Below are 19,278 nucleotides of genomic sequence, written 5' to 3' on the forward strand. Positions count from 1 at the left end.
CCGATGATGTCCAATTCAACGTGCTTCGTTCTCCTTGTTGTTCCGCTCGTCGCTGCCGGTTGTGGCACCACGCCAGGGGTGAACGACCCCGGCGAGGCGGTCCCAGAATCGCTATGCATCGAGCAGCTTGCCATGGATCAGGTGATCGATGGCTGCGGCGTGTTCGTCACTGACCCGTTTTTCGGCGGCGACGACGCGAACCCCGGCACGAAGGACAGGCCGGTTCGTTCGATGCAGCGCGGGATCGAGCTCGCACGCACCGGGCGCGGTCGCGTGTTCCTAACCAACCTCAGCCTTGACGAGCACGTCACGCTGCCCTCCGGCGTGGATATCTATGGAGGCTTCCAGCTCGTCGATTGGGGACGCGGGCCGGGTGATACGACCAAGATCGTCCCCCGCTCCGGTAGGAGCATCGCGCTGATCGTCGAGCCAGCGGGCGCGGGCGACACCGGGGCAGCGGATGGCGTCTCGACGATCGACCATGTGACCGTCCTGGGCGGGATTCATGTCGGGATGCTGGTCAGGTCGGATACCGTGGTGGAGTTCACCCGGGGCAAGATCCGCGCATCCTGGGGATTGGGAGGCCGCGATGGCGAAGAGTGGCCCTGGCCATCTCAGGCTGCGGACGGCCCGCACGGCATGTACGGCGGGGATGCGTGCTCGGCGGCCACGATCGCTGGCGGGCCGGCGGTCGTCAACCCGTGCGACGGCGGAACGCCGAGTGTCGGTGCTAAAGGGGGTGACGGGCTGCCCGACGGCGCGGAGGATGGCGACACCGGCACGCCCGTCCTTGCGTCCGACCCCACCAGCTCAGGACGGGGCGGGGACGGAGACCGCGAAGTAGACGGCGGTTGCGACAGTGGATTCCACGGCAGTCCTGGCCTCTGGGGAACACCGGGCGCGGCTGGCGAGGGCATCGGGCGGATCACCGAGACCGGATGGGAGGGCGATGGGGCAGCCGAGGGCAGCCGCGGCATGCCGGGCCAAGGCGGCGGCGGGGGCGGCGGCCGTCGCGGCGGGCTCGTCGTGTGCGGCGAGGCCTCGAAGGGAGGCGCCGGCGGCGGCTCGGGCGGCGCAGGGGGCTGCGGCGGACGAGGCGGCCGAGGGGGCGGGAACGGCCAGCCGACGATCGGCATCGTCGCGCTCCACGCCAAGCTGACGGTGCGCGACAGCGAGATCGAGACGCTCGACGCGGGAACGGGGGGTGACGGCGGGGAGCCCGAGGATGGCGGCAAAGGCGGCCGAGGCGCACCCGGCGGGGCCGTGGGCGATGGTAGGTGGGGCTGTGAAGGCGGCAACGGCGGCCGAGGTGGCGATGGCGGCTACGGCGGCCCGGGGCGCGGCGGCGACTCGATCGGCATCGCTTACCTCGACGAGGACCAGCTCACGCTCGAGGGCGTGACCTACGAACTGGGGCCGCCAGGCAAGGGCGGCGTGAGCTGGGATTGGTCCGGCGACGAGATCACGGGGGAGGACGGCATCCAGGTCGAGACGCTACGTTTCCCTGAATAGGATCACGACACTTCAGGCGGGACCCTGTAGTGACAAGGCGCCGACGGTGGCACAGTCGGAGCTCCACGAGGGCGCCCGCGGGCCTGCTGGTGGCGACGTGGACAGCCGCGCGGCGCCAGGAGCACGACGCCGAGACCTCGCTCGCGGAGCTCGCCGGCGAGGGTCACGAGCTCAGCGGCCTCCGCCTCAGCAGCCTCCGCCTCGACCCCGCGGCCGGTCCGCAGGCCGTGGCGCCACGCACCCCCAAGCACACCAATCCGGTTCCGCGACTGTCCGCGCATTGAGGACGGACAACCTGGCGCTCGGGGCGCGATCCACGGCCGAGCAATGTCCTAGCGCTTTGGTGGGGACGCTTGCTTCTGGAGGACGTGCGGGCGAGCGTGCGCGAGCGAGAAAATTCGCGGGGTGGAGGCAATGCGCATGAGCGAAAGATCCAGACCGAGGCGACGGAGGACGATCCTTGCGGTCGCTGTGGCCGCCCTGGCGTTCGGCGCCGCGGGGGCAGGTTGTTTGTGGAAGTTCGGGGACGACACGTTCGGGAGCTTCTGCGCAGCCTCGGTGGGCGGCGAGGAGCACTGCGTGGGCGAGAATCAGGGGCCAGGCGCCGCGTGGGCCCAGGCCGAGAAGGACGGCGCGCTGCCCATCGAGGTGTGGGCCACCTGGCCGAACAACAAGACGCCGGAGGAGATCGTCGCGAGCGAGACCTCGCTCGGCGTCTGGTTCGGCCACATCGACGAGGCGATCGCGTACGTGCGCGACGACGCGAGGAACGCCGAGTCCCTGCGGGCGACGCTCGCGGGCAAGCTCGCGCGGCTGCTCGACGAGGCGAGGGACCGCCAGAGGGTGCTGCTCGCGGAGGCACCGGTCGACGCGGCCGGCAACTTCAGGGCGGCGATGCTCGACAAGGCCAGCGCCGAGAGGGAGCCGCTCGCCGCCACGCTCGCGGCCGACAGGCAGGCGATGGCGGCCGTGCAGGTGATCTTCGACCAGGCCCGGGAGGAGGCCGCCCCGCTGCGATCGAAATACGCGGGCGTCGCGGCGCGCTTCGCCGCGTACCGCGCGACCGAGGCGGCGGAGACGGCGGCGTACGCGGCGCTCTCGGCGCAGGCGTCGCAGTCGGACATCGACGGCCTCGACGGCGTGGAGCAGGCCGTGCTCGCGGCGGCGCGCGAGGCGAGCCGCGCGCCCGGCGAGCTCACCGCGGATATCCTGGGGTGGTCGGCGACGCTCCAGGTCCTCGCGGCCTCCTTCGATGAGGCGATGGCGCCGCACAGGGAGCTGCTCGCCACGCACGGCGCCGTGCTGCCGGACATGACGTCGGGCGCGCTGCGCTCGCTGAACGCGATGCTGGGTTACGTGACGGGGCGCGTCGCCCGGAGCGACGCGACCGCGGCGGCGCTGCTCGGCGGCATCGCGCTGCGCCGGCAGGCGCTCCGCGTGCTGCAGATGGACGAGGGGTCGCGCGAGGCCGTCGCAGGGGCGCGGACGCGCAAGGCGTCGGACGCCTTCGAGCAGCGTGCGCGCGCGCAGGTCGCAGCGCTCTCGGCGGCGCCGCCGGTGAGCGAGAAGCTCGGGCTGCCGCTCTTGGCCGAGCGGTGCGGAGAGCTCCTGGCGCTGGCGCAGCTGCGACCGCTCTGCGAGGCGGCGGGGTTGTCCTGGCGCGAGGCCGGGTGCGCAGAGCTTCGAAGAAGGTTCGACGCCGCGGAGGCCGAGCTCAGGACGGGGGTGCCGCAGAAGATCGCGGCGGGTCTCGCGGCGCTGCGGGAGAAGGGCATGGCCGCGGCGGCGCTCGACGCGGCTCAGGCGAGGCTCGACGCCGGGGACGTGAAGGGCGCCGCGATCGCGTATGACGCCGCCGTGCGCGGCGCGGAGGGGACATGACAGGCTCCAAGGACGTTGCGCCGCGCGGCCGGAGCGCCGCGGTGTTCCAGAGGCTCGTCGCGCTGATCACTGCGGTGGTGTTGGTGGCGCCGTCGTTTGCGTGGGCCGGCACGCCGTACAGGCTTGAGTGGGAGCGCACGGAGCTCAGCTCCTCGTGCGAAGGGGCGTTCCTCGTCGGACACAACTTCTTCAGCGTAAACGACACGCCGCTGACCACGTACGAGGTCCCCGGCGCGCTGCTGGATCTCCCCGACGGAACGCAGACGAACAGGGCGGAGACGGAGTTCGACTCGGTGCTGCTCCAGATGGGAGCGAACGACTTCGACTTCCATGTCAAGAACTCCGCCGGCGAGGACTGGTGCACCGAGTCGCACGAGGTGGTGCATCTCGTCTCCGAGCCGCTCGGACTGAACAAGCCTCTCTTCAATGTGCGGCGCAGCGGAACGGCGTTCTCCGGCGACACGACGCTCGACCTGAGCCTCGCGGAGATCAACCCGGCGCTGGCGCGCGACATCGAGATCCTGCTGGCCGAGATCGCCAAGGAGCGCGCGGCGCTCGTGGCGAACGCACGGGCGGTGGGCCTGCTGGCGGAGAAGATGGACCTGCTCCAGCAGCTCGACACCGAGCTCAGGGACCTTGTCGGCCGGCCGCTGGACGAGATCTCGCGGACCGACCTCGAGGCGATCCTGGACCGGTACGAGGACGCAGTCGCGCCGGAGACGCGCGCGGCGATGGAGCAGCTCGTCGACGATCTGAAGCAGAGCGTAAGCGCTCTCGAGGACGAGCTCGCGCGGCTGATGGACGAGTTCGGCGCGCAGGCCGACGAGGTGGCGGACCTGGCGACGGAAGACGCGCGCGCCGAGGGGTGGGACCCGGACGACCCGCAAGCGTACGCGCTCGGGGAGAGCGAGGTGCCGTGGGTCGAGGTGCCGGACATCGCGGAGGTGGACGGCGCGTTCGACGAGGGGCGGGATCCCTATGCGGCGTACGCGGACGCGGTGCTCGCGGCGCTGGAGGCGGACGTGAGCGGCCGGGTGGTGGTCTTTCGCGCGGACTTCGTGGCGAACGTGAGGGCGTGGCGGGCGAACAGCGCGGCGCTCGAGATCGCGCTGCGCGACCGGATGGGGGTGTCGCTCGCGGAGACCAACGCGTTCCTGAAGGCGCAGAACCGGATCACCGGGTTCGTGCGGCAGTTCATGGATGCGTCGGACTGGTTCGAGGACTCGCCCGTGCCTGCCGACCTGCGGGCGCAGGTGGACACGGTGCTCAAGCCGAGGTTCGATGCGCTCGCGGACCAGATGAAGGACAGCCTGAACCAGTGGACGGGGGACGGGCTCGACCTGGAGCAGACGCAGCTCTACCAGACGATCAGCGCGTTCGCGGGGGCGATGTCGACGGTCGCCGAGGGCTTCGAGGCGTACGCGGAGGTGATGCAGACGCTGGTGCACGCGACGACGCGCATCGGGGTCGGGTTCGTGCCGGTGGTCGGGCCGACGCTCGACCTGTGCGAGGCGGTGACGGGCAAGGAGTGGTGCCTGCCGGCCGGGCGAGAGTTGAGCGATGAGGAGCGGATCTTCTCGGGGATTGGCTTCGGGCTCGGGGCGGTCGGGCACATCTGGCACGGCGTTGCCGCCGCCGGTGCGCTACCGCCGCGTGGGATCCGGATCGCCGGGGAGATCGCGAAGGTCGATAAGGTCGTTGTCAAGGGGTTCGAGGTATGGAGGCTCCGCGGGTTCAAGACGCTGAAAGGGCACGTCACGGAAGCCGGGTTCAACACCTTCGAAAAAACGGCGATCAGCTTCATGACCCGCGACGAGCGGGCGCTCCTCGGCGTCGGCGACGGCGGCGTGCGTAAGATGCTTGACCTTCCAGGCGAGTCGCTCCCCGGCATGTCCGGTGGGAAGGCTCCTGACTTCGTGACGGTGTCCCGTGGGCAGAAGCTGATCGTGAGCGAAGTGAAAGGGGGCAACCCGGTTGAGCTAGACGATGTGTTCAAGCAGTTGTCGAACGGGATGGAGGGGCTACGGAACAAGGGGGTCGCGGGGGATGTCGAGCAGGTCGAGCTCATCATGACGCGCGGTGCGAAATTCAAGCCGGAAAAAACGTATAGTGTCAAGGACGGGTACCTCTTCAACACGACGACGCGCAAGAAGGTGACCCTGAAAGGATTCAATCACCCCATCAAGGTGACCCAGCTATGAGCGAATCAGGACCGTCGTTCTTCGCCTGGTGTGACGCGGCAGAGACGCTCGACGCGTTCCTGGCGGCGCTGCCGGCGCTCATGCATCCAGGGACTCGTATTAGCATGTTGACAGACGATGGCCTGTTCTACACGTCCTCCATGGACGAGGCGGTTGCGATGCTCCGCACCCAGTTTGCCGCAGGTCCTTCGGCTGGAGCAAGCGTCGACGTCATGCTGAGCGCCACCAAACGCCTCTTCGGTTGCAGCGGTGACTGCTACACCGAAGAGGCCGGCCGTGACATTTCGGCCGGCCCCATCCACATGACCACGTGCGACCAGGAAGGCTTCCTCTGCTCGTATCTCGAGCTCGCCTGGGGCAGGGGCCCGCGCTCGATCGAGGCCGAGGCCGCGGTCGCATGGCACCTGCTCCGGGACGATCTCGTGGACCTCCTGCTCCGCCTCTGCGCGCCGGACGCGAGCGGGCGCGTCCGCACCGGCGCGTGCACGAACGGGGGAGACTGGATCGCACCCGTCCGCGTGTGCGCGACGTACAACGCGGACGCGCGGGACATCGCGCGCGACCTCGCCCTCTCGTGGCTACAGCGCCACGACAAGGAGATGGTATCGCGCAACGCGGGCCTCTCGCTGGAAGCGCTCCGCGCGCGGGTGGAAGCCGCGCCGGCCGGGGCGCGCGTCCCGCTCAAGGGCGGCAGCGAGCGCGCGCACTCCCTCTCCCGCGAGACCGTCCTCAAGGCGCTGGCAACGCCGCCCTCCGCCCTGCTGGAGGCGCTCGAGGCCGCGGCGGCGCCCGACGAGGCGTGGCGCGCCGCCGAGCCGCGCGCGCGAGAGATCCTGGCGCTGACGAGCGAGATCGCGGAGACGGGTGAAGGCCCGCCCACGTGGCAGGTGCACACGGACACGCGCGCTCACGTCCGCTTCCTCCGAAAGCACGCACCTTTTCACGTGCGCCGCCTCGCGGGCGGCGGCGTGATCCTGGCGACCCACCCGCTCCGCTCGCTCTGGCCGCTCTGGGTCGACGCGCTCCTCTCGCTCGGCCTGATGCCCTGACCCAGCAACCTCATGAGGGTGAACCAAGGATGAAACCAGGGCCGTACTTCTTCGCCTGGTGTGAAGAGGCAGAGCGGGTCGACGCGTTCGCGGCGGCGCTGCCGGCGCTCGTCATCCCAGGGATGTATATCCGCGTGACGATGGGCTCCGACGTGGATCGCACCGTGAACTTTGTGGACGAGGCGGTCGCGATGATCCGCGCCCGCTTCGGACGCACCGATGCCGAAACCTACTTCGCCATGGAGCTCGACGACCGGCGCTCATTCTATGGCCACTATCGCTGCTTCACCGGCAAGAGCGAACGTCGCAAGCCGATGGGCCCCATCCACATGGTCCCCGCAGCAGTGGCGAACATTGTCCCGCTGGATTTGTACCTCGCCCTGGGCAGCGGACCGCGCTCCGTGGAGGCGGAAGCCGAGCTCACGTGGCACATCGTTCTGGACGACCTGGAGGACCTGCTGCTCCGCCTCTGCGCGCCCGACGCGAGCAGGCGCGTCTCGACCGGCGGCTGCACGAGCGCGTGGACCTGGCTCGCGCCGGTCTCGATGTGCGCGACGTACAACGCGGACGCCCGCGATATCGCGCGCGATCTGGCCCTGTCGTGGGTCAGCCTCCACGACAAAGAGAAGGTCTCGTTGATCGCGGGCCTGTCGCTGGAGGCGCTGCACGCGCGTATCGACGCCGCGCCGGCCGGGGCGCGCGTGGTTCCGACAGACAAGAGCGGGCGCTCGATCCCGCTCTCCCGCGAGACCGTCCTCAAGGCGCTGGCCATGCCGGGCTCCGCCCTGATCGAGGCGCTCGTGGCCGCCGCCGATGTGCCCGACGAGGCGTGGCGCGCCGCGGAGCCACACGCCGAGGAGATCCACAACCTGACGGTGCAGGCCCGGGCGCGCGGTGAGGGGTTCACCCGCGACGGCGGGTCCCTTACCTGGGTGAAACTGACGGGCGAGCACGTCTACTTCCTGGTGGATCACGCCCGGTTCCACGTCCGGCGCCTCCCGAACGGTGGAATCTTGCTGGCGACCCACCCCTACCGCACGCTCTGGCCGCTCTGGTCGGATGCCCTCTTCGCGCTCGGCCTGATGCCCTAACGATCCTGCCCAGCCGCCGCGGCGTGCCCGCCTCGCTCGAGCGCATCGACCTGGTCGTCGAGATCGCCGGCCGGCGCTTCGAGGAGCGATTCGCCTGCCCCTGCGAGCCGAACAGCGAGACGACGTTCTCGTGGGACGGCAAGGACGCCTCGGGCGCCCCCTCGAAGGCGCGCAGCCGGTGACGGCGCGCAGCCGGTGACGGTGTGGGTCGGCTACGTCTACCGGGGTGGGGCTTCGGAGGCGACGGCGTACCGGCCGAACCCTTTCGCCCGGTGCGCGTGGGTCGCGTTCTGCGCGGTGTGCCTACCTTGGGGCCCCTCCTCGGTGTCACCTCCGCGCGCATCGCTGAGGGGGCGCGCAGAACTACCAAATCGAGCCCTTCATTTTCCCCGTTTTTCGGCCCCTCAGCGACGCTTCCCAGAACACCTAACCTCGCGATACGGCTCGATGTTCTTTCCGGGCGCGTAGCCCGGTAGTTCGCGGCGAACTACCGGGAGCGCAGAACTACCGTTTCGTGCCCCTTCCGGCGGCGTCGGTCACGGTTGCGAACGAACCCAACACGGATGGAGGTACATCATGACACGAGCGGCGCTCGCCCGTGTATCGGCACCCCTTGCGCTTCGTCAGGTGGAACACGGCACACGCGTGGTCGAGAGGACATTCCCGGACGTGCCTGGCCGAGGATCGTGCCCCCCGAGGGGGCTTCCCCAGCCCACCACGGCAACGGCGACGCTCGCGATCCCGCTGGACGGGCTCACGCTCACAGCGCCGCAGCCGGAGATGCTCTCGCAGAAGAATGTCGAGTCAGTCACCGGGATCCCGGCACGCGTCTACCTCGACACGATCCGCGGACCAGGCTTCCCGCTCGCGGTCACGAGGCTCGGCAAGCTGCGCCTCGTCCAGCGCGAAGCGTTCGTCGCCTACCTCCAGGCGCTGGCTGGTGACCCAGCATCGCGCCGTGACGCAGAGGTGGATGAGCGCACGCGGATTGCTGCCGTGTTGGCCTCTGCCGGCCTCGAATCTGTCCTATGTCCGCGCACCAACCGGGCGAGCGCTCCTCCCGCAGGAACACGCCGTGGTAGGCTGCCGCCGAAGTAGAGCGGGCCCGCTCGGCGGTGGAACGCCGGACGGGCCCTTGATCGAGCCCCGCTATCACCGGAGACCGACCCATGACCGACGTACCCCAGCGACGGGCGCGCGCCAAGCGCTCGGCGTCGTCCCCCGCCTCATCCCTCCCTGCACCAGCGTCGACCGACCGGCGTTCGCGTCCGAGCCGCTCTGGCGGGCGGCCCTCTCCGGTGGCGGAGGCAGCTGCGCCCGCCGCAGACTCGCCGAGCTCGGTGAGCACGACGGCGCTATCGAAGCTGGCGGCCCGCGCGCCCGGCAGGCCCGTCGGAGACAAGCGCGCCAACGGCTCCGGGTCCGTCCGGCTGCGCGGGAAGACGTGGACCGCGCGCCTTAGCCTCGGCGAGGCCGGTCGATCCACGTTCAGCTTGCCGACATGCCGGACCGAGCAAGAAGCCAACGCGCGCCTGGAGGTGCTGGCCGACCTCGCCGGGCGCCTGCTCACAGCCGGCCAGATCGTTCTCGGCTTGCCGCTGCTGGAGCGGGCTGCGGCGCGCGAGGGCAGCGCGCTCCGCGACGTCCGGCTTGCCATCGAGCAGCTCTGCAGGGGCGAAGCGCGTGCTCGTGCGTCCGGGGAAACAACCTTCGCTGAGTTCGCCGAGTTGGTTGTTTCTGGAAGGCTCGCCGAGCAATACCCACTGCATGTGAAAGCGCTTCGCCATCCCGAGCAATACCGGCATAAGCTCAATCATGTTCTAGGGGTACTCGGCCCCGTTCCTCTCTCTCGTTTGACGCTCGACCATGCGGATCGCGCGATCTCCATGCTGCCAGGACATCTTGAGGACTCCTCGCGTCAAGGAGTCGCAAAGGTCATTCATCGGATACTCGCGCTCGCGACCTATCCGGCGCGCATCATCGCCAGCAATCCGCTGCCGCGTGGATGGATCCCCAAGGCGGAGGACAACAAGGCCAAAGGCTCCCTCTATCCCGACGAGGATAGGCGCCTGATGGCGGCGGTGAATATTCCGCTGTCCTATCGGATCTATTATGGCTTCCTGATTCGCGAGGGAATGCGGGCAGACGAGGCCGGAAGGCTGGAGCCGTCTGACCTCGATCTCGAGCGCGGCGCCGTGGTGCTCGACGAGAACAAGACGGATGACCCACGCGCCTGGGCACTCTCACCCGACGTTGTGCGCGCGCTTCGGACCTATTTCGTTATATGTCCCCCGAAAGAGCGTGTCTTCGTTGGGCCGAGCGGGCCCCTGCCGGGGCGCAGTGGGGCGCACAACTTTCGAAATCACCTGCGCCGTGCTGGCATCGATCGGCCCGAGTTGTTCGAGACCACGCAGTCAAGGCTGAATATACGCTTGCACGACACCCGTGCGACTTTCATCACGATCAAGCTCGCGAACGGCCGCACGGAGACGTGGATCTCCGATCGGACCGGGCATAAGTCGAGCCGTCAGATCCACCACTACAAGCGCGCAGCGCGCAAGGTCGCTGAGCTCGGCTTGGGGGACTTCGCTCCTCTGGACGAGGCGATCCCCGAGCTGAACGGCAGGGGCAGCCGTTTAGGTGGAAGTGATCCCATGTCCGCGGGACCGGAGGCGGGCTCGCCGTCCCCGAGCAACGGCGCGTCCCTTGTCCGCGCGCTGCACCACCGAGCGCCGGCCGCGGTCGATAACCACGCCGGCCAGCCCGCAGCGGGCGCCCCGGTGGCTGCAGGCGGCCCGTTGGGCCCGCATTGGGCCACGTCGGAGAGCGAGTCGGCCGCGAATCAGACAGAACAGATTGAAATCATTGACATTTCGTCCGCATCCGCCCCGACGCCGCAGAAATCCTGGCGGGATTTCTGACGCACGGAACTAGGCGCGCCGGTGCGGCGCTCGCCTACGAGGCTCGGGCGCCGCCCCGCGGGCGCGCGGGTTCCGGGTTGACGCGGCCTCCCTCAGGGGCACCATGGCGCTCATGGGCGACGATCCCGGGGCGACCTGCACGCTCACGAGCTTCGATCAGGGGCGCTCCCTCCGGCTCCCGGCGGTCTCGGTGACGGTCACCCTCCCGGACCGGCGCACGCTGACCGCGCCGCTCGATCTGCGCCCCCTCGTCGTGGGCGCGGGCGCCGACTGCGATCTGGTCCTCGCCGATCCGCGCGCCTCGCGCAGGCACTGCGAGATCCGGATGACCGAGCAGGGGGTGCTCCTGCGCGACCTGGGCAGCAAGAACGGCACCCTGGTCCGCGACGTCCGGATCCGCGAGGCCTTCGTCCCGCCCGGCGTCCCCGCCACGGTCGGCGGCTCCGAGATCGTCGTCGGCCCCGCGGGCCCGGCGGCGGTCCTGCCGCTCTCCGCCGCGGACGCGTTCGGCGACGCCGCGGGCCGGAGCCTCACCATGCGCGCCCTCTTCGCCAAGCTGGAGCGCGCGGCCCCGACCGACGAGACCCTGCTCCTGCTCGGCGAGTCCGGCACCGGCAAGGAGGTGCTGGCGCGGGCGATCCACGCGCGGAGCCGCCGCAAGGACGGCCCGTTCGTCGTCGTCGACTGCGGCGCCATCGCGCCGAACCTGGTGGAGAGCGAGCTCTTCGGCCACGCCCGCGGCGCGTTCACGGGCGCCGCGGCGGCGCGGCCGGGCCTGCTCGAGCAGGCGAGCGGGGGCACGCTCTTCATCGACGAGATCGGCGAGCTCCCGCTCGATCTCCAGCCGAAGCTCCTCCGCGCCATCGAGGGGCGGCAGATCCGGAGGCTCGGCTCGAACGAGTGGGTCCCCGTCGACGCGCGGATCGTGGCGGCCACGCACCGGAACCTGCGCGCGAAGGCCCAGGACGGCTCGTTCCGGGCCGATCTCTACTTCCGCCTCTCGGTGGTGGAGGTCCATGTCCCCGCGCTCCGGGAGCGCAAGGACGACATCCCGCTCCTCGTCGAGCGCTTCCTCGTCGCGCGGGATCCGCCGCGCGCGCTCGCGGACCTGCCGCCGGGCGCGCTCCCGCTGCTGGAGGCGTACGACTGGCCGGGGAACGTGCGCGAGCTCCGGAACACCGTCGCGCGGCTCGTCCTCTTCCCCGAGCTGCTCCACGAGATCCTCGGCGCCGCGCCGCCGGCGCCGCAGGGGAGCGTCAGCGCGGAAGCGGCGCGGCCCGATCCCTCGGGCGCCGCGCCCTCTGGAGCGGCTCCGTCGGGCGCGGCGCCCTCCGGCGCGCCGCCGGCAGGGGCAGGGGATGCGCGCCTCCGAAGGCTCCTCGAGCTGCCGCTGCCCGAAGCGCGGGAGGTCGTGCTGGAGGAGCTGGAGCGCGCCTACGTCACCGAGAAGCTCCGGCAGCACGGGGGCAACATCTCGCACGCGGCCGACGCGATGGGCGTCTCCCGCCAGCTCGTCCACCGGCTGCTCCAGCGCCATGGCCTCCGGGCCCGATGATCGTGCCCGTGGACGGTGACGAGCCCCGCGTCGACGCCCCGCCGTGGCCGCGGCGCGGGCGCGACGACGCGACCGTCACCGGCCCGGCCACGCCCGGGGCTTCGCCCGCTGCGCCCGGGGCGTCGCCTGCCGCGTTCGAGGCCACGTCCGATCTCGGCCTCGGCGAGGAGAGCCGGCGCTCCGCCGACGCGCCCGCGGTGCCCTCGTCGATCCCACCCTCGCCGGTACCGCCCTCGCTCCACGCGCGCTTCGAGGACTTCCACCTCCTCGGCCGCGGCGGCATGGGCGTCGTCTACCGGGCCCGGGATCTCCGGCTCGGCCGGCGCGTCGCTATCAAGCTCCTCTCGGCGGGCGCGCAGATCGACGGGAGCTTCCTGCGCGAGGCGCGCTCCCAGGCGCGGCTCCGCCACGAGAACGTCTGCGAGGTCCACGAGGCAGGCGTCGCCGATCACGTGCCCTTCCTCGTCATGCGCTGCATCGACGGCCCCTCCCTCCAGGACGCCCGCGGCGATCTGACCCTCGAGGAGAAGGTGCGCGTGGCCCGGGCCGTCGCCGCCGCGCTCCACGAGGCGCACCGGCTCGGCCTCGTGCACCGCGACGTCAAGCCGAGCAACGTCATGCTGGAGCGGGGCACGGACGGCGCCTACCGCCCCTACCTCATGGACTTCGGCATCGCGCGCGAGGCGGGGGAGAGCGGGCCCACCCTGACCGGCGCCCTGCTCGGAACCCCCGCGTACATGGCGCCCGAGCAGGCCGCGGGCCGGGTGCACGCCCTCGATCGGCGGACCGACGTCTACGGCCTCGGCGCGACCCTCTACGCGCTGCTCGCCGGCCGCCCGCCGTTCACCGGGGGCGCCGTGATGGACGTGCTCCGCCAGGTGCTGGACGCGGACGCGCCGCCGCTCCGGACCCTGGACCGCGACATCCCCCGGGATCTCGAGGCGGTGGTGATGCGCTGCCTCGAGAAGCAGCCCGGCGCCCGCTACGAGTCGGCGCGCGCGCTCGGCGAGGATCTGCAGCGCTTCCTGGACGGCGATCCCGTGCTCGCGCGCCGCGCCTCCCTCGGCCGCCGCCTCGCCCGGCATGCGCGGCGGCACCGGGCGGCCGTCGCGGGCGTGACCGCGCTGCTGCTCGCGGCGCTGGTCGTCGCCGGCCTCCTCGTCCGCGGCCGGCGCGCCGCCGCGGAGCAGGCGGAGCTCGCGCGCGAGCTCGGCGAGACCGTGAAGGAGATGGAGCTCTTCCTGCGCGCCGCCCACGCGATGCCGCTCCACGACGTCGAGCGCGAGCGCGACGTTGTCCGCGCCCGGCTCGGGGCCGTCGAGGCCCGGATGGCGACAGCGGGCGAGGTCGGCCGCGGCCCCGGCGAGTACGCGCTCGGCCGCGGCCTGCTCGCGCTCCAGGAGCCGCGCGCCGCGCTCGACCACCTCCGCGCGGCCGAGCGGGCTGGGTACCGATCGCCGGGGCTCGACCACGCCGCCGGCGTGGCGCTCTCCGAGCTCTACCGCCGCGCCCTGGAGGAGACCCGCCGCATCCGCGACCCGGCGCAGCGCGAGGCCCGGATCGCGGCGCTCGAGGTCGAGTACAAGGCCCCGGCGGTCGGGCACCTCCGCGCGGCGCTGGGCGGCGCCGGCGAGGCGCCGGCGCACGGCGCCATCGAGGCGCCCGCCTACGTGGAAGGGCTGCTCGCGTTCGCCGAGGGCAGGCACGACGAGGCGCTGGAGAGGGCCCGGGAGGCGTTCGCGGCGGCGCCGTGGCTCCACGAGGCGAAGAAGCTGGAGGGCGACGTGCTCTTCGCCCTCGGGAGCCGCCACCGCCACGACGCCGCCGCCTTCGACTTCGACCGGATGAAGGGCTACTTCGACCGCGCCGCCGAGGCGTACCGGATCGCCGCCGATCACGGCCGGTCCGACCCCTCGGTCCACGCCGCCGCGTGCGAGCTCTGGACCCAGACCATGAACGCCGCCGGCAAGCGCGGCGACTCGATGCGCCCGAGCTTCGAGCGCGCGCGGGCGGCCTGCGAGCGGGCGCTCGAGGCGAGCCCGCGGAGCCCCGAGGCGCTGGTCAAGCTCGCCTGGGTCCACAACTGCTTCGCCTGGTGGGCCGCGAGCGGCATGCAGCCGGGCGAGGACGCCGAGGCCGCCCTGCGCGCCGCGACCGCGCGCGCCGAGGCGGCGCTCGACAGGAGCCCGGACGACGCCTTCGCCCGGTACGTCGCCGCCGCGGTCGCCCGCGCGCGGGCGTACCACGCCGACATGCTCGGCCGCGACCAGCGCGCGGACCTGGAGCGCGCCATCCAGGGCTACGAGGCCGCGCTCCAGCGCGAGCCCGACTTCGCCTGGGCCCTCGCCGAGCTCTGCTCCGTCCACGCCGAGCTCGGCCGCCACGACTCCCTGCACGGCCGCGACCCGAGCCGCTCCTTCGAGCGCGCGGGGGCCCGCTGCGACCAGGTCCTCGCGCTCGACCCGGGCCTCGACGGCGCGCGCACCTCGCGGCTCGTCACCGGCGTCTACGAGGCAGAGCACCTCGTCCGCGCCGGCCGCTCCCCCGAGGAGGCGGTTCAGCGGACGCAGCAGGTGATCGAGGCGATGCATCACAAGGACCCTTCCTGGGGCTGGGCGCCCTACTGGCGGGTCTGGCTGGAGCACGCGCTCGCGCTGCACGCGCTCGACGCGGGCGCGGATCCCGGCCCGGCGCTCGCGCGCGTCCGGGCGAGCGCGCTGGAGGTGGCGCCGGACGCGACCGCCTTCCCGGACTCGCTGCGGGCGATGCTGGCGGTGCTCGAGGCGCGCGCCGGGGTCGCGCGGGGTGAGGACCCGTCGCCCTCGATCCGGATCGCGCGCGAGGCGCTCGATCGCCAGATCGCGGTGGCGCCCTGGGACGTGTCGGACCGGCTGCAGCGCGCCGAGGTGGAGCTGCTCGCCTACCGGTGGAGCGCGCAGCGCGGCCGGCCGGACGCGGCGCGGCTCGACGCGGCGCTCGCCGTGCTCGACCCCCTGCTCGGCGGGCAGCGCGCCGATCCCCGGCTCCCCGCGCTGCTGGCCGAGATCCACGAGACCCGCGCCGCCCACCGGGCGGACCGCGGGGGGGACGCCGCCGCCGACATCGCGGAGGGGCTCCGGCATGCGGACGCGGCGCTCGGGCTCCACCCGCAGTTCGACCGGGCGCTCGTGGCCCAGGGCGGGCTCTGGCTGCTGCGCGCCGCGGCCGCGCCCGGCGCGGCGGCCCGGCAGGAGGCCGCCCGGCGCGGGGCCGCGGCCCTGGAGGCGGCCCTCCTGGCGAACCCGCTGCGCGCCCGGACCGAGGGCGCGCGCCTCGCGGAGGCGCGGCGGCTCGCGGGCCAGGCGCCCGACCCTGCCGCGCCCTGACCGCCCCCGCGGACCGCGGACCGCGGCGCTCACCGGGGGAAGAGCGCGGGAGCGCTCGCGCGCTCGCGCCCGGGCTCACGGCACCAGTCGGGCTCGATGTCCTTCAGCCACGTCATCGTGCACGGCTTGTCGTTGCAGATGAACTGGCCGTGCCCCGGGAGCCCGACGGGCTGGCAGGTGCCGTCATCGATGCTGTCCGCCAGGGGCCCCATGTAGTTGAGGCCGCAGGCCCCCTCTTTGTAGCAGTACCGCTGCTTCAGCGCCGACTCAGGGTCGACATCGCAATGGGCGATGAACGGGGCCGTTGCATAGACGGACACCATGGCGCCGAACGCGGTCGAGGGGACCGCGCACCAGAGCGCCTCGCGGTGAACGTACTCGGTGTGAGGCGCCCCGTCGTCGGTCACCTGGGTGCCCGTGAGCAGGACGCTGAGGCCGTCGGTCACGTCGTTGACGTAGGCGATCACGCACTCCAGCACGTTGCCGATCACGGCATCGGAGAGCCCCTCCTCCGTCCAGGCCGACGCGCTGCTCACCATCCCTCGCCCCAGGTAGACCTCCTCGCCGTGGTGCACGACGGTGCCGGCGGCGGCGGCGCAGCGGACGGTGTGACCGAAGACCTCCTTGCCGTCCACGCCCCCGGGCGCAGCCTCGTCGAGGATCTTGGTGGCGAGGATGTCCGGGTGGATCTGGTCGCCCTTGAGCAGCGGGCTCCGCAGCGCCGTGACCACCGCGTACTTCCATGTGTGCCACGCGAGCTTCGGGGTCCCGTTGGTGTCCGGGATACCGGGCTTCATCACCGTCGCCTCGAGCCCTGGTTCGTCGATCTCGACCTCGATCTCCAACTCCGACGCCGGCCCGCAAGCCGCCATGAGGAGCCCGACGCCCATCACCATCCCGTGCGCACCAGCAGAGCGCTTCATCGCGATCTCCTCGTCCAGAGAGTTTCGAGCCTTCGTTCACGGCAACGGCGAGCTCGCCGAGCGTGGACACAAGCGGCCATGATCGCCGCGCTGCGTGCCGGGGACAAGAGCATGCGCCGTGCCATGTTTGGGAGCGGCGCGGCGGCGGCGGATTTGGCCGCGCGTCTCCCGGCGAGGTGGTACGGCGGCGTTACAGGTGACCGTCGCGCGGACAGCGGGTGTTGCGCCGCCATGACAGGCGCCCATCGGAGCTGCCCGAGCTGCCGGAGCGAGGGGAAAAATCGACCGAGGCCGTGTCGGGTCGGCGGGGCCTTTTGCGGGAGTAGGGGAAAGAGGGCGCGATCGCGCGCTCCACGAACGCCTTCGGCCCGAGGTACGCGCCATGAACAAGCCGTCGTCGCTCTCCGTTTTCCTCACGCTCGTTCTCGCCGCGGTCGGCTGTGGCAGCAGCACGGAGCCCGTCGAAACCGAGACGCCCGTGCCCGCGCAGGAGGCCCTGCGGGGGAGCCGTTACTGCGAGATCCTGCTCGGCGACGCGGATCCCGGCGCGGGATCGGTGACGATCGACGTGTACAACACGCAGGGCCTGAACGAGTGCCCCGAGGCGGCGTGGGCCGCGGTCGATGAGGCCGAGGTGAAGGCCGAGACGAGGGCGGACGTGGTGGTCATGAACGGCCCGCGCCACTGGATGATCGACAGCTTCGAGGGCTCGAAGGTGCTCGATCCTGAGGTGCGCACGCTCGGCGGCATCGAGATGCGCAAGACAGGCACGCTCAACGTCGCGCTCGCCGAGGCCTCGGGCAAGGCGAAGCCCTACGAGACACGCACCGTGCGGCGCGACACGACGTGGGGCTACGACGCGGGAAAAAGCGTCTACGAGCTCGTCGATCCGGAGGGCGCGATCTACGAGATGCAATCGTACAGCGTGCAGGAGGTGCAGCAGGACGAGGCGTCGCTCGCGAAGCTCGGCGAGACATTGACGCTCCCCGACGGCTGGGCCTTTCGAACGCGGGTGCTCGACGAAGAGCTCGAGGTGGAGGCGGTGGACGGGCTCGCCGTCGTGGTGCAGGACGACTCCGGGAATACCTATCAGCGCTCGCAGCAATAGACTACGAAGGGAGGGGGAGTGGCCGCGAGGATCACGCGGTGGCGTGGCGTCATGAGTGTCCAGCCCAAACAGCACGCGTTCCTGAAGCGCCTGTCAGCGCGCGCTCTCGCCACGCTCGATCTCGGTCCCGGCGACGCGCTCGCATCGATGAGCCTGGACGAGCGCCGCCGCCATCTCGCTGGAGCGAGGCTGCCGGTCTGGGACGTCCTCTTCGAGCTTCACGCGCAGCTCGCTGGCATCGGTCCCCGGCGCGCGCCCGGAGCTACTTCGGCATCTTCATCACCGCGCCGCCGTAGTACGAGTTCGTCCAGTAGACGCTCGTCGCGTCAACCGCGATGCTCCCGGCGTCCGTTTGCCTGAGCGCGAGCACGGCGGGATCGCCACCCTCGATAGGCATCTTCATCACCGCCCCGTCCAGGTCCGTCCAGTAGACGCTGGCGTCGTCGACTGCCAGCCCCGCGATCGGGGCCAGCTTGTCAGCGAGGACAACAGGGGTTCCCCCCTCGATAGGCATCTTCATCACCGAGTGCGTGACCTCATGCTGGTTCTGCGCGGTCGTCCAGTAGACGCTGGTGGCGTCGACCTCGATGTGCCTTGCGTACGGCTGCTCGCTGGCGAGGACGACAGGGGTGCCTCCCTCGATCGGCACCTTCATCACCGAGTCGCCGACGCCGTTCGTCCAGTAAACGCTGTCGGCGTCGACCTCGAGATCCTCTGGATAGCGCTGCCCGTCCGCGAGGATGACACGGGTGCCTCCTTCGATCGGAATCTTCATCACCGTCTCGTCGTCCGTCCAGTAGATATTGCGGGCGTCGACCTCGATATCGAGGGGGTCGCCCATCACTTCGTCCAATTCGGCGATGATGACGGGGGCGCCGCCTCCGATGGGCGCCTTCATCAACCGGGTCATCCGGCGCTCTTCTTCGGCGCTTATGTACACGAAGACGTTGCTCGTCCAGTAGACGTGGGTGGCGTCCACCGCCAGGCCCCATGAGATATCCCCCTCGTCGAGGACGGTGGGCGCGCCGCCGTCGAGAGGAGACTTCATGACCCCGCCATCGGAGGCGTTCAGCCAGTAGACATTGGCGCCGTCGAGCGCAATGAAACCGGGCCAGGCCTGCTCGTCTGCCAGGACGACACCACAGCTCGACGCGTAACACACCACATGTTCCGGATCTTCGCCGGTGCGCTGCTCGCAGCCTGAGCCGATGGTGCCGGCTCCGATGATCGCTGCCAGCATCGCTGCGGCTCTCGTGTTCAACATGGTATTCTTCATCGAATCTGGCTCCGGCGCAGAGCGCGCTTCCGCGATCCGCCCATCTGGGGTTGCGACGACCGGCCTCGGAGAGGTCGCCCGACCGTTCGACGTTATCCCAGCGATCCATCCCGATCGAGTCTCGCGCACGAAAGACGCGCGCTCGAGAACATGTTCACGAGCTTTTCGAACGCTCCACGAGCCTTGCCGCTCGCCAGCGCCCGCAGGCTCTCGTGAGCCGCCGGCGGGCGGTGGTTCGTGATCGTGACATGTCATGCTGCGATCCGTGACATGTCACGCCGTGATCGTGACATGTCATGCTGCGATCCAATCTGGGCGACGCGTATGCGCGTATGGTAGAGCGGTAGAAATCGGTAGGGCTCCCTGTTCGCCGGAGCGCGGACGCGTCGACGGCCC

13 protein-coding genes are annotated in these 19,278 nt (G+C 71.2%); 11 read left to right on the top strand and 2 right to left on the bottom strand.

Annotated features, from left to right (window positions below; translation table 11 throughout):
- Positions 1–3: 3 nt before the first annotated feature.
- The 10 genes from WMF46_RS17485 (at position 4) to WMF46_RS17530 (ending at position 15,575) form a co-directional block, all read left to right on the top strand.
- Complete coding sequence (locus tag WMF46_RS17485; RefSeq protein WP_437986637.1) at positions 4–1,512, top strand: hypothetical protein; 1,509 nt, start codon at positions 4–6, stop codon at positions 1,510–1,512.
- 420 nt (positions 1,513–1,932) lie between these two features.
- The gene (locus WMF46_RS17490; RefSeq protein ID WP_437986638.1) at positions 1,933–3,393 is read left to right on the top strand and encodes a hypothetical protein; all 1,461 of its coding nucleotides are present in this window, start codon (positions 1,933–1,935) and stop codon (positions 3,391–3,393) included.
- Entirely contained in the window at positions 3,390–5,594 is a 2,205-nt protein-coding gene (locus tag WMF46_RS17495; protein WP_437986639.1) for a hypothetical protein, read from the top strand. Before WMF46_RS17490 ends, WMF46_RS17495 begins: the two co-directional genes overlap by 4 nt.
- Entirely contained in the window at positions 5,591–6,643 is a 1,053-nt protein-coding gene (locus WMF46_RS17500) for a hypothetical protein (RefSeq protein ID WP_437986640.1), read from the top strand. The genes WMF46_RS17495 and WMF46_RS17500 overlap by 4 nt, the downstream gene beginning before the upstream one ends.
- 29 nt (positions 6,644–6,672) lie before the next feature.
- Positions 6,673–7,734 carry a hypothetical protein gene (locus tag WMF46_RS17505; protein WP_437986641.1) on the top strand — a complete coding sequence of 354 codons (1,062 nt, stop codon included), beginning with the start codon at positions 6,673–6,675 and terminating at the stop codon, positions 7,732–7,734.
- Positions 7,735–7,757: 23 nt separating this feature from the next.
- Complete coding sequence (locus WMF46_RS17510) at positions 7,758–7,916, top strand: hypothetical protein (RefSeq protein ID WP_437986642.1); 159 nt, start codon at positions 7,758–7,760, stop codon at positions 7,914–7,916.
- Positions 7,917–8,310: 394 nt separating this feature from the next.
- Positions 8,311–8,832, top strand: a complete 522-nt coding sequence (locus WMF46_RS17515; protein ID WP_437986643.1) for a hypothetical protein — start codon at positions 8,311–8,313, stop codon at positions 8,830–8,832.
- Positions 8,833–9,074: 242 nt separating this feature from the next.
- Entirely contained in the window at positions 9,075–10,655 is a 1,581-nt protein-coding gene (locus tag WMF46_RS17520) for a tyrosine-type recombinase/integrase (RefSeq protein ID WP_437986644.1), read from the top strand.
- Between the two features lie 112 nt (positions 10,656–10,767).
- The gene (locus WMF46_RS17525) at positions 10,768–12,210 is read left to right on the top strand and encodes a sigma 54-interacting transcriptional regulator (RefSeq protein ID WP_437986645.1); all 1,443 of its coding nucleotides are present in this window, start codon (positions 10,768–10,770) and stop codon (positions 12,208–12,210) included.
- An 8-nt stretch (positions 12,211–12,218) separates the two neighbouring features.
- Positions 12,219–15,575, top strand: coding sequence for a protein kinase domain-containing protein (locus tag WMF46_RS17530; RefSeq protein ID WP_437986646.1), 3,357 nt, complete (start codon positions 12,219–12,221; stop codon positions 15,573–15,575).
- Positions 15,576–15,604: 29 nt separating this feature from the next.
- On the opposite strand, the gene WMF46_RS17535 is transcribed toward WMF46_RS17530, so the two are convergent.
- Positions 15,605–16,498, bottom strand: coding sequence for a hypothetical protein (locus WMF46_RS17535; protein WP_437986647.1), 894 nt, complete (start codon positions 16,496–16,498; stop codon positions 15,605–15,607).
- A 382-nt stretch (positions 16,499–16,880) separates the two neighbouring features.
- On the opposite strand from WMF46_RS17535, the gene WMF46_RS17540 reads away from it, so the two are divergent.
- Positions 16,881–17,606: a hypothetical protein gene (locus WMF46_RS17540; RefSeq protein ID WP_437986648.1), complete on the top strand. Its 726-nt coding sequence runs from the start codon at positions 16,881–16,883 to the stop codon at positions 17,604–17,606.
- A gap of 262 nt (positions 17,607–17,868) precedes the next feature.
- On the opposite strand, the gene WMF46_RS17545 is transcribed toward WMF46_RS17540, so the two are convergent.
- Positions 17,869–18,846: a hypothetical protein gene (locus WMF46_RS17545; RefSeq protein ID WP_437986649.1), complete on the bottom strand. Its 978-nt coding sequence runs from the start codon at positions 18,844–18,846 to the stop codon at positions 17,869–17,871.
- Between the last annotated feature and the right edge of the window lie 432 nt (positions 18,847–19,278).

Source organism: Sorangium sp. So ce117 (assembly GCF_051524395.1).
GTDB lineage: Bacteria > Myxococcota_A > Polyangia > Polyangiales > Polyangiaceae > Sorangium > Sorangium cellulosum_B.

What these genes read in the sequence shown, in the direction of transcription:
- WMF46_RS17485 (WP_437986637.1), top strand. Translation starts at nt 4, where the DNA reads ATGATGTCCAATTCAACGTGCTTCGTTCTCCTTGTTGTTCCGCTCGTC.
- WMF46_RS17490 (WP_437986638.1), top strand. Translation starts at nt 1,933, where the DNA reads ATGAGCGAAAGATCCAGACCGAGGCGACGGAGGACGATCCTTGCGGTC.
- WMF46_RS17495 (WP_437986639.1), top strand. Translation starts at nt 3,390, where the DNA reads ATGACAGGCTCCAAGGACGTTGCGCCGCGCGGCCGGAGCGCCGCGGTG.
- WMF46_RS17500 (WP_437986640.1), top strand. Translation starts at nt 5,591, where the DNA reads ATGAGCGAATCAGGACCGTCGTTCTTCGCCTGGTGTGACGCGGCAGAG.
- WMF46_RS17505 (WP_437986641.1), top strand. Translation starts at nt 6,673, where the DNA reads ATGAAACCAGGGCCGTACTTCTTCGCCTGGTGTGAAGAGGCAGAGCGG.
- WMF46_RS17515 (WP_437986643.1), top strand. Translation starts at nt 8,311, where the DNA reads ATGACACGAGCGGCGCTCGCCCGTGTATCGGCACCCCTTGCGCTTCGT.
- WMF46_RS17525 (WP_437986645.1), top strand. Translation starts at nt 10,768, where the DNA reads ATGGGCGACGATCCCGGGGCGACCTGCACGCTCACGAGCTTCGATCAG.
- WMF46_RS17535 (WP_437986647.1), bottom strand. Translation starts at nt 16,498, where the DNA reads ATGAAGCGCTCTGCTGGTGCGCACGGGATGGTGATGGGCGTCGGGCTC.
- WMF46_RS17540 (WP_437986648.1), top strand. Translation starts at nt 16,881, where the DNA reads ATGAACAAGCCGTCGTCGCTCTCCGTTTTCCTCACGCTCGTTCTCGCC.
- WMF46_RS17545 (WP_437986649.1), bottom strand. Translation starts at nt 18,846, where the DNA reads ATGCTGGCAGCGATCATCGGAGCCGGCACCATCGGCTCAGGCTGCGAG.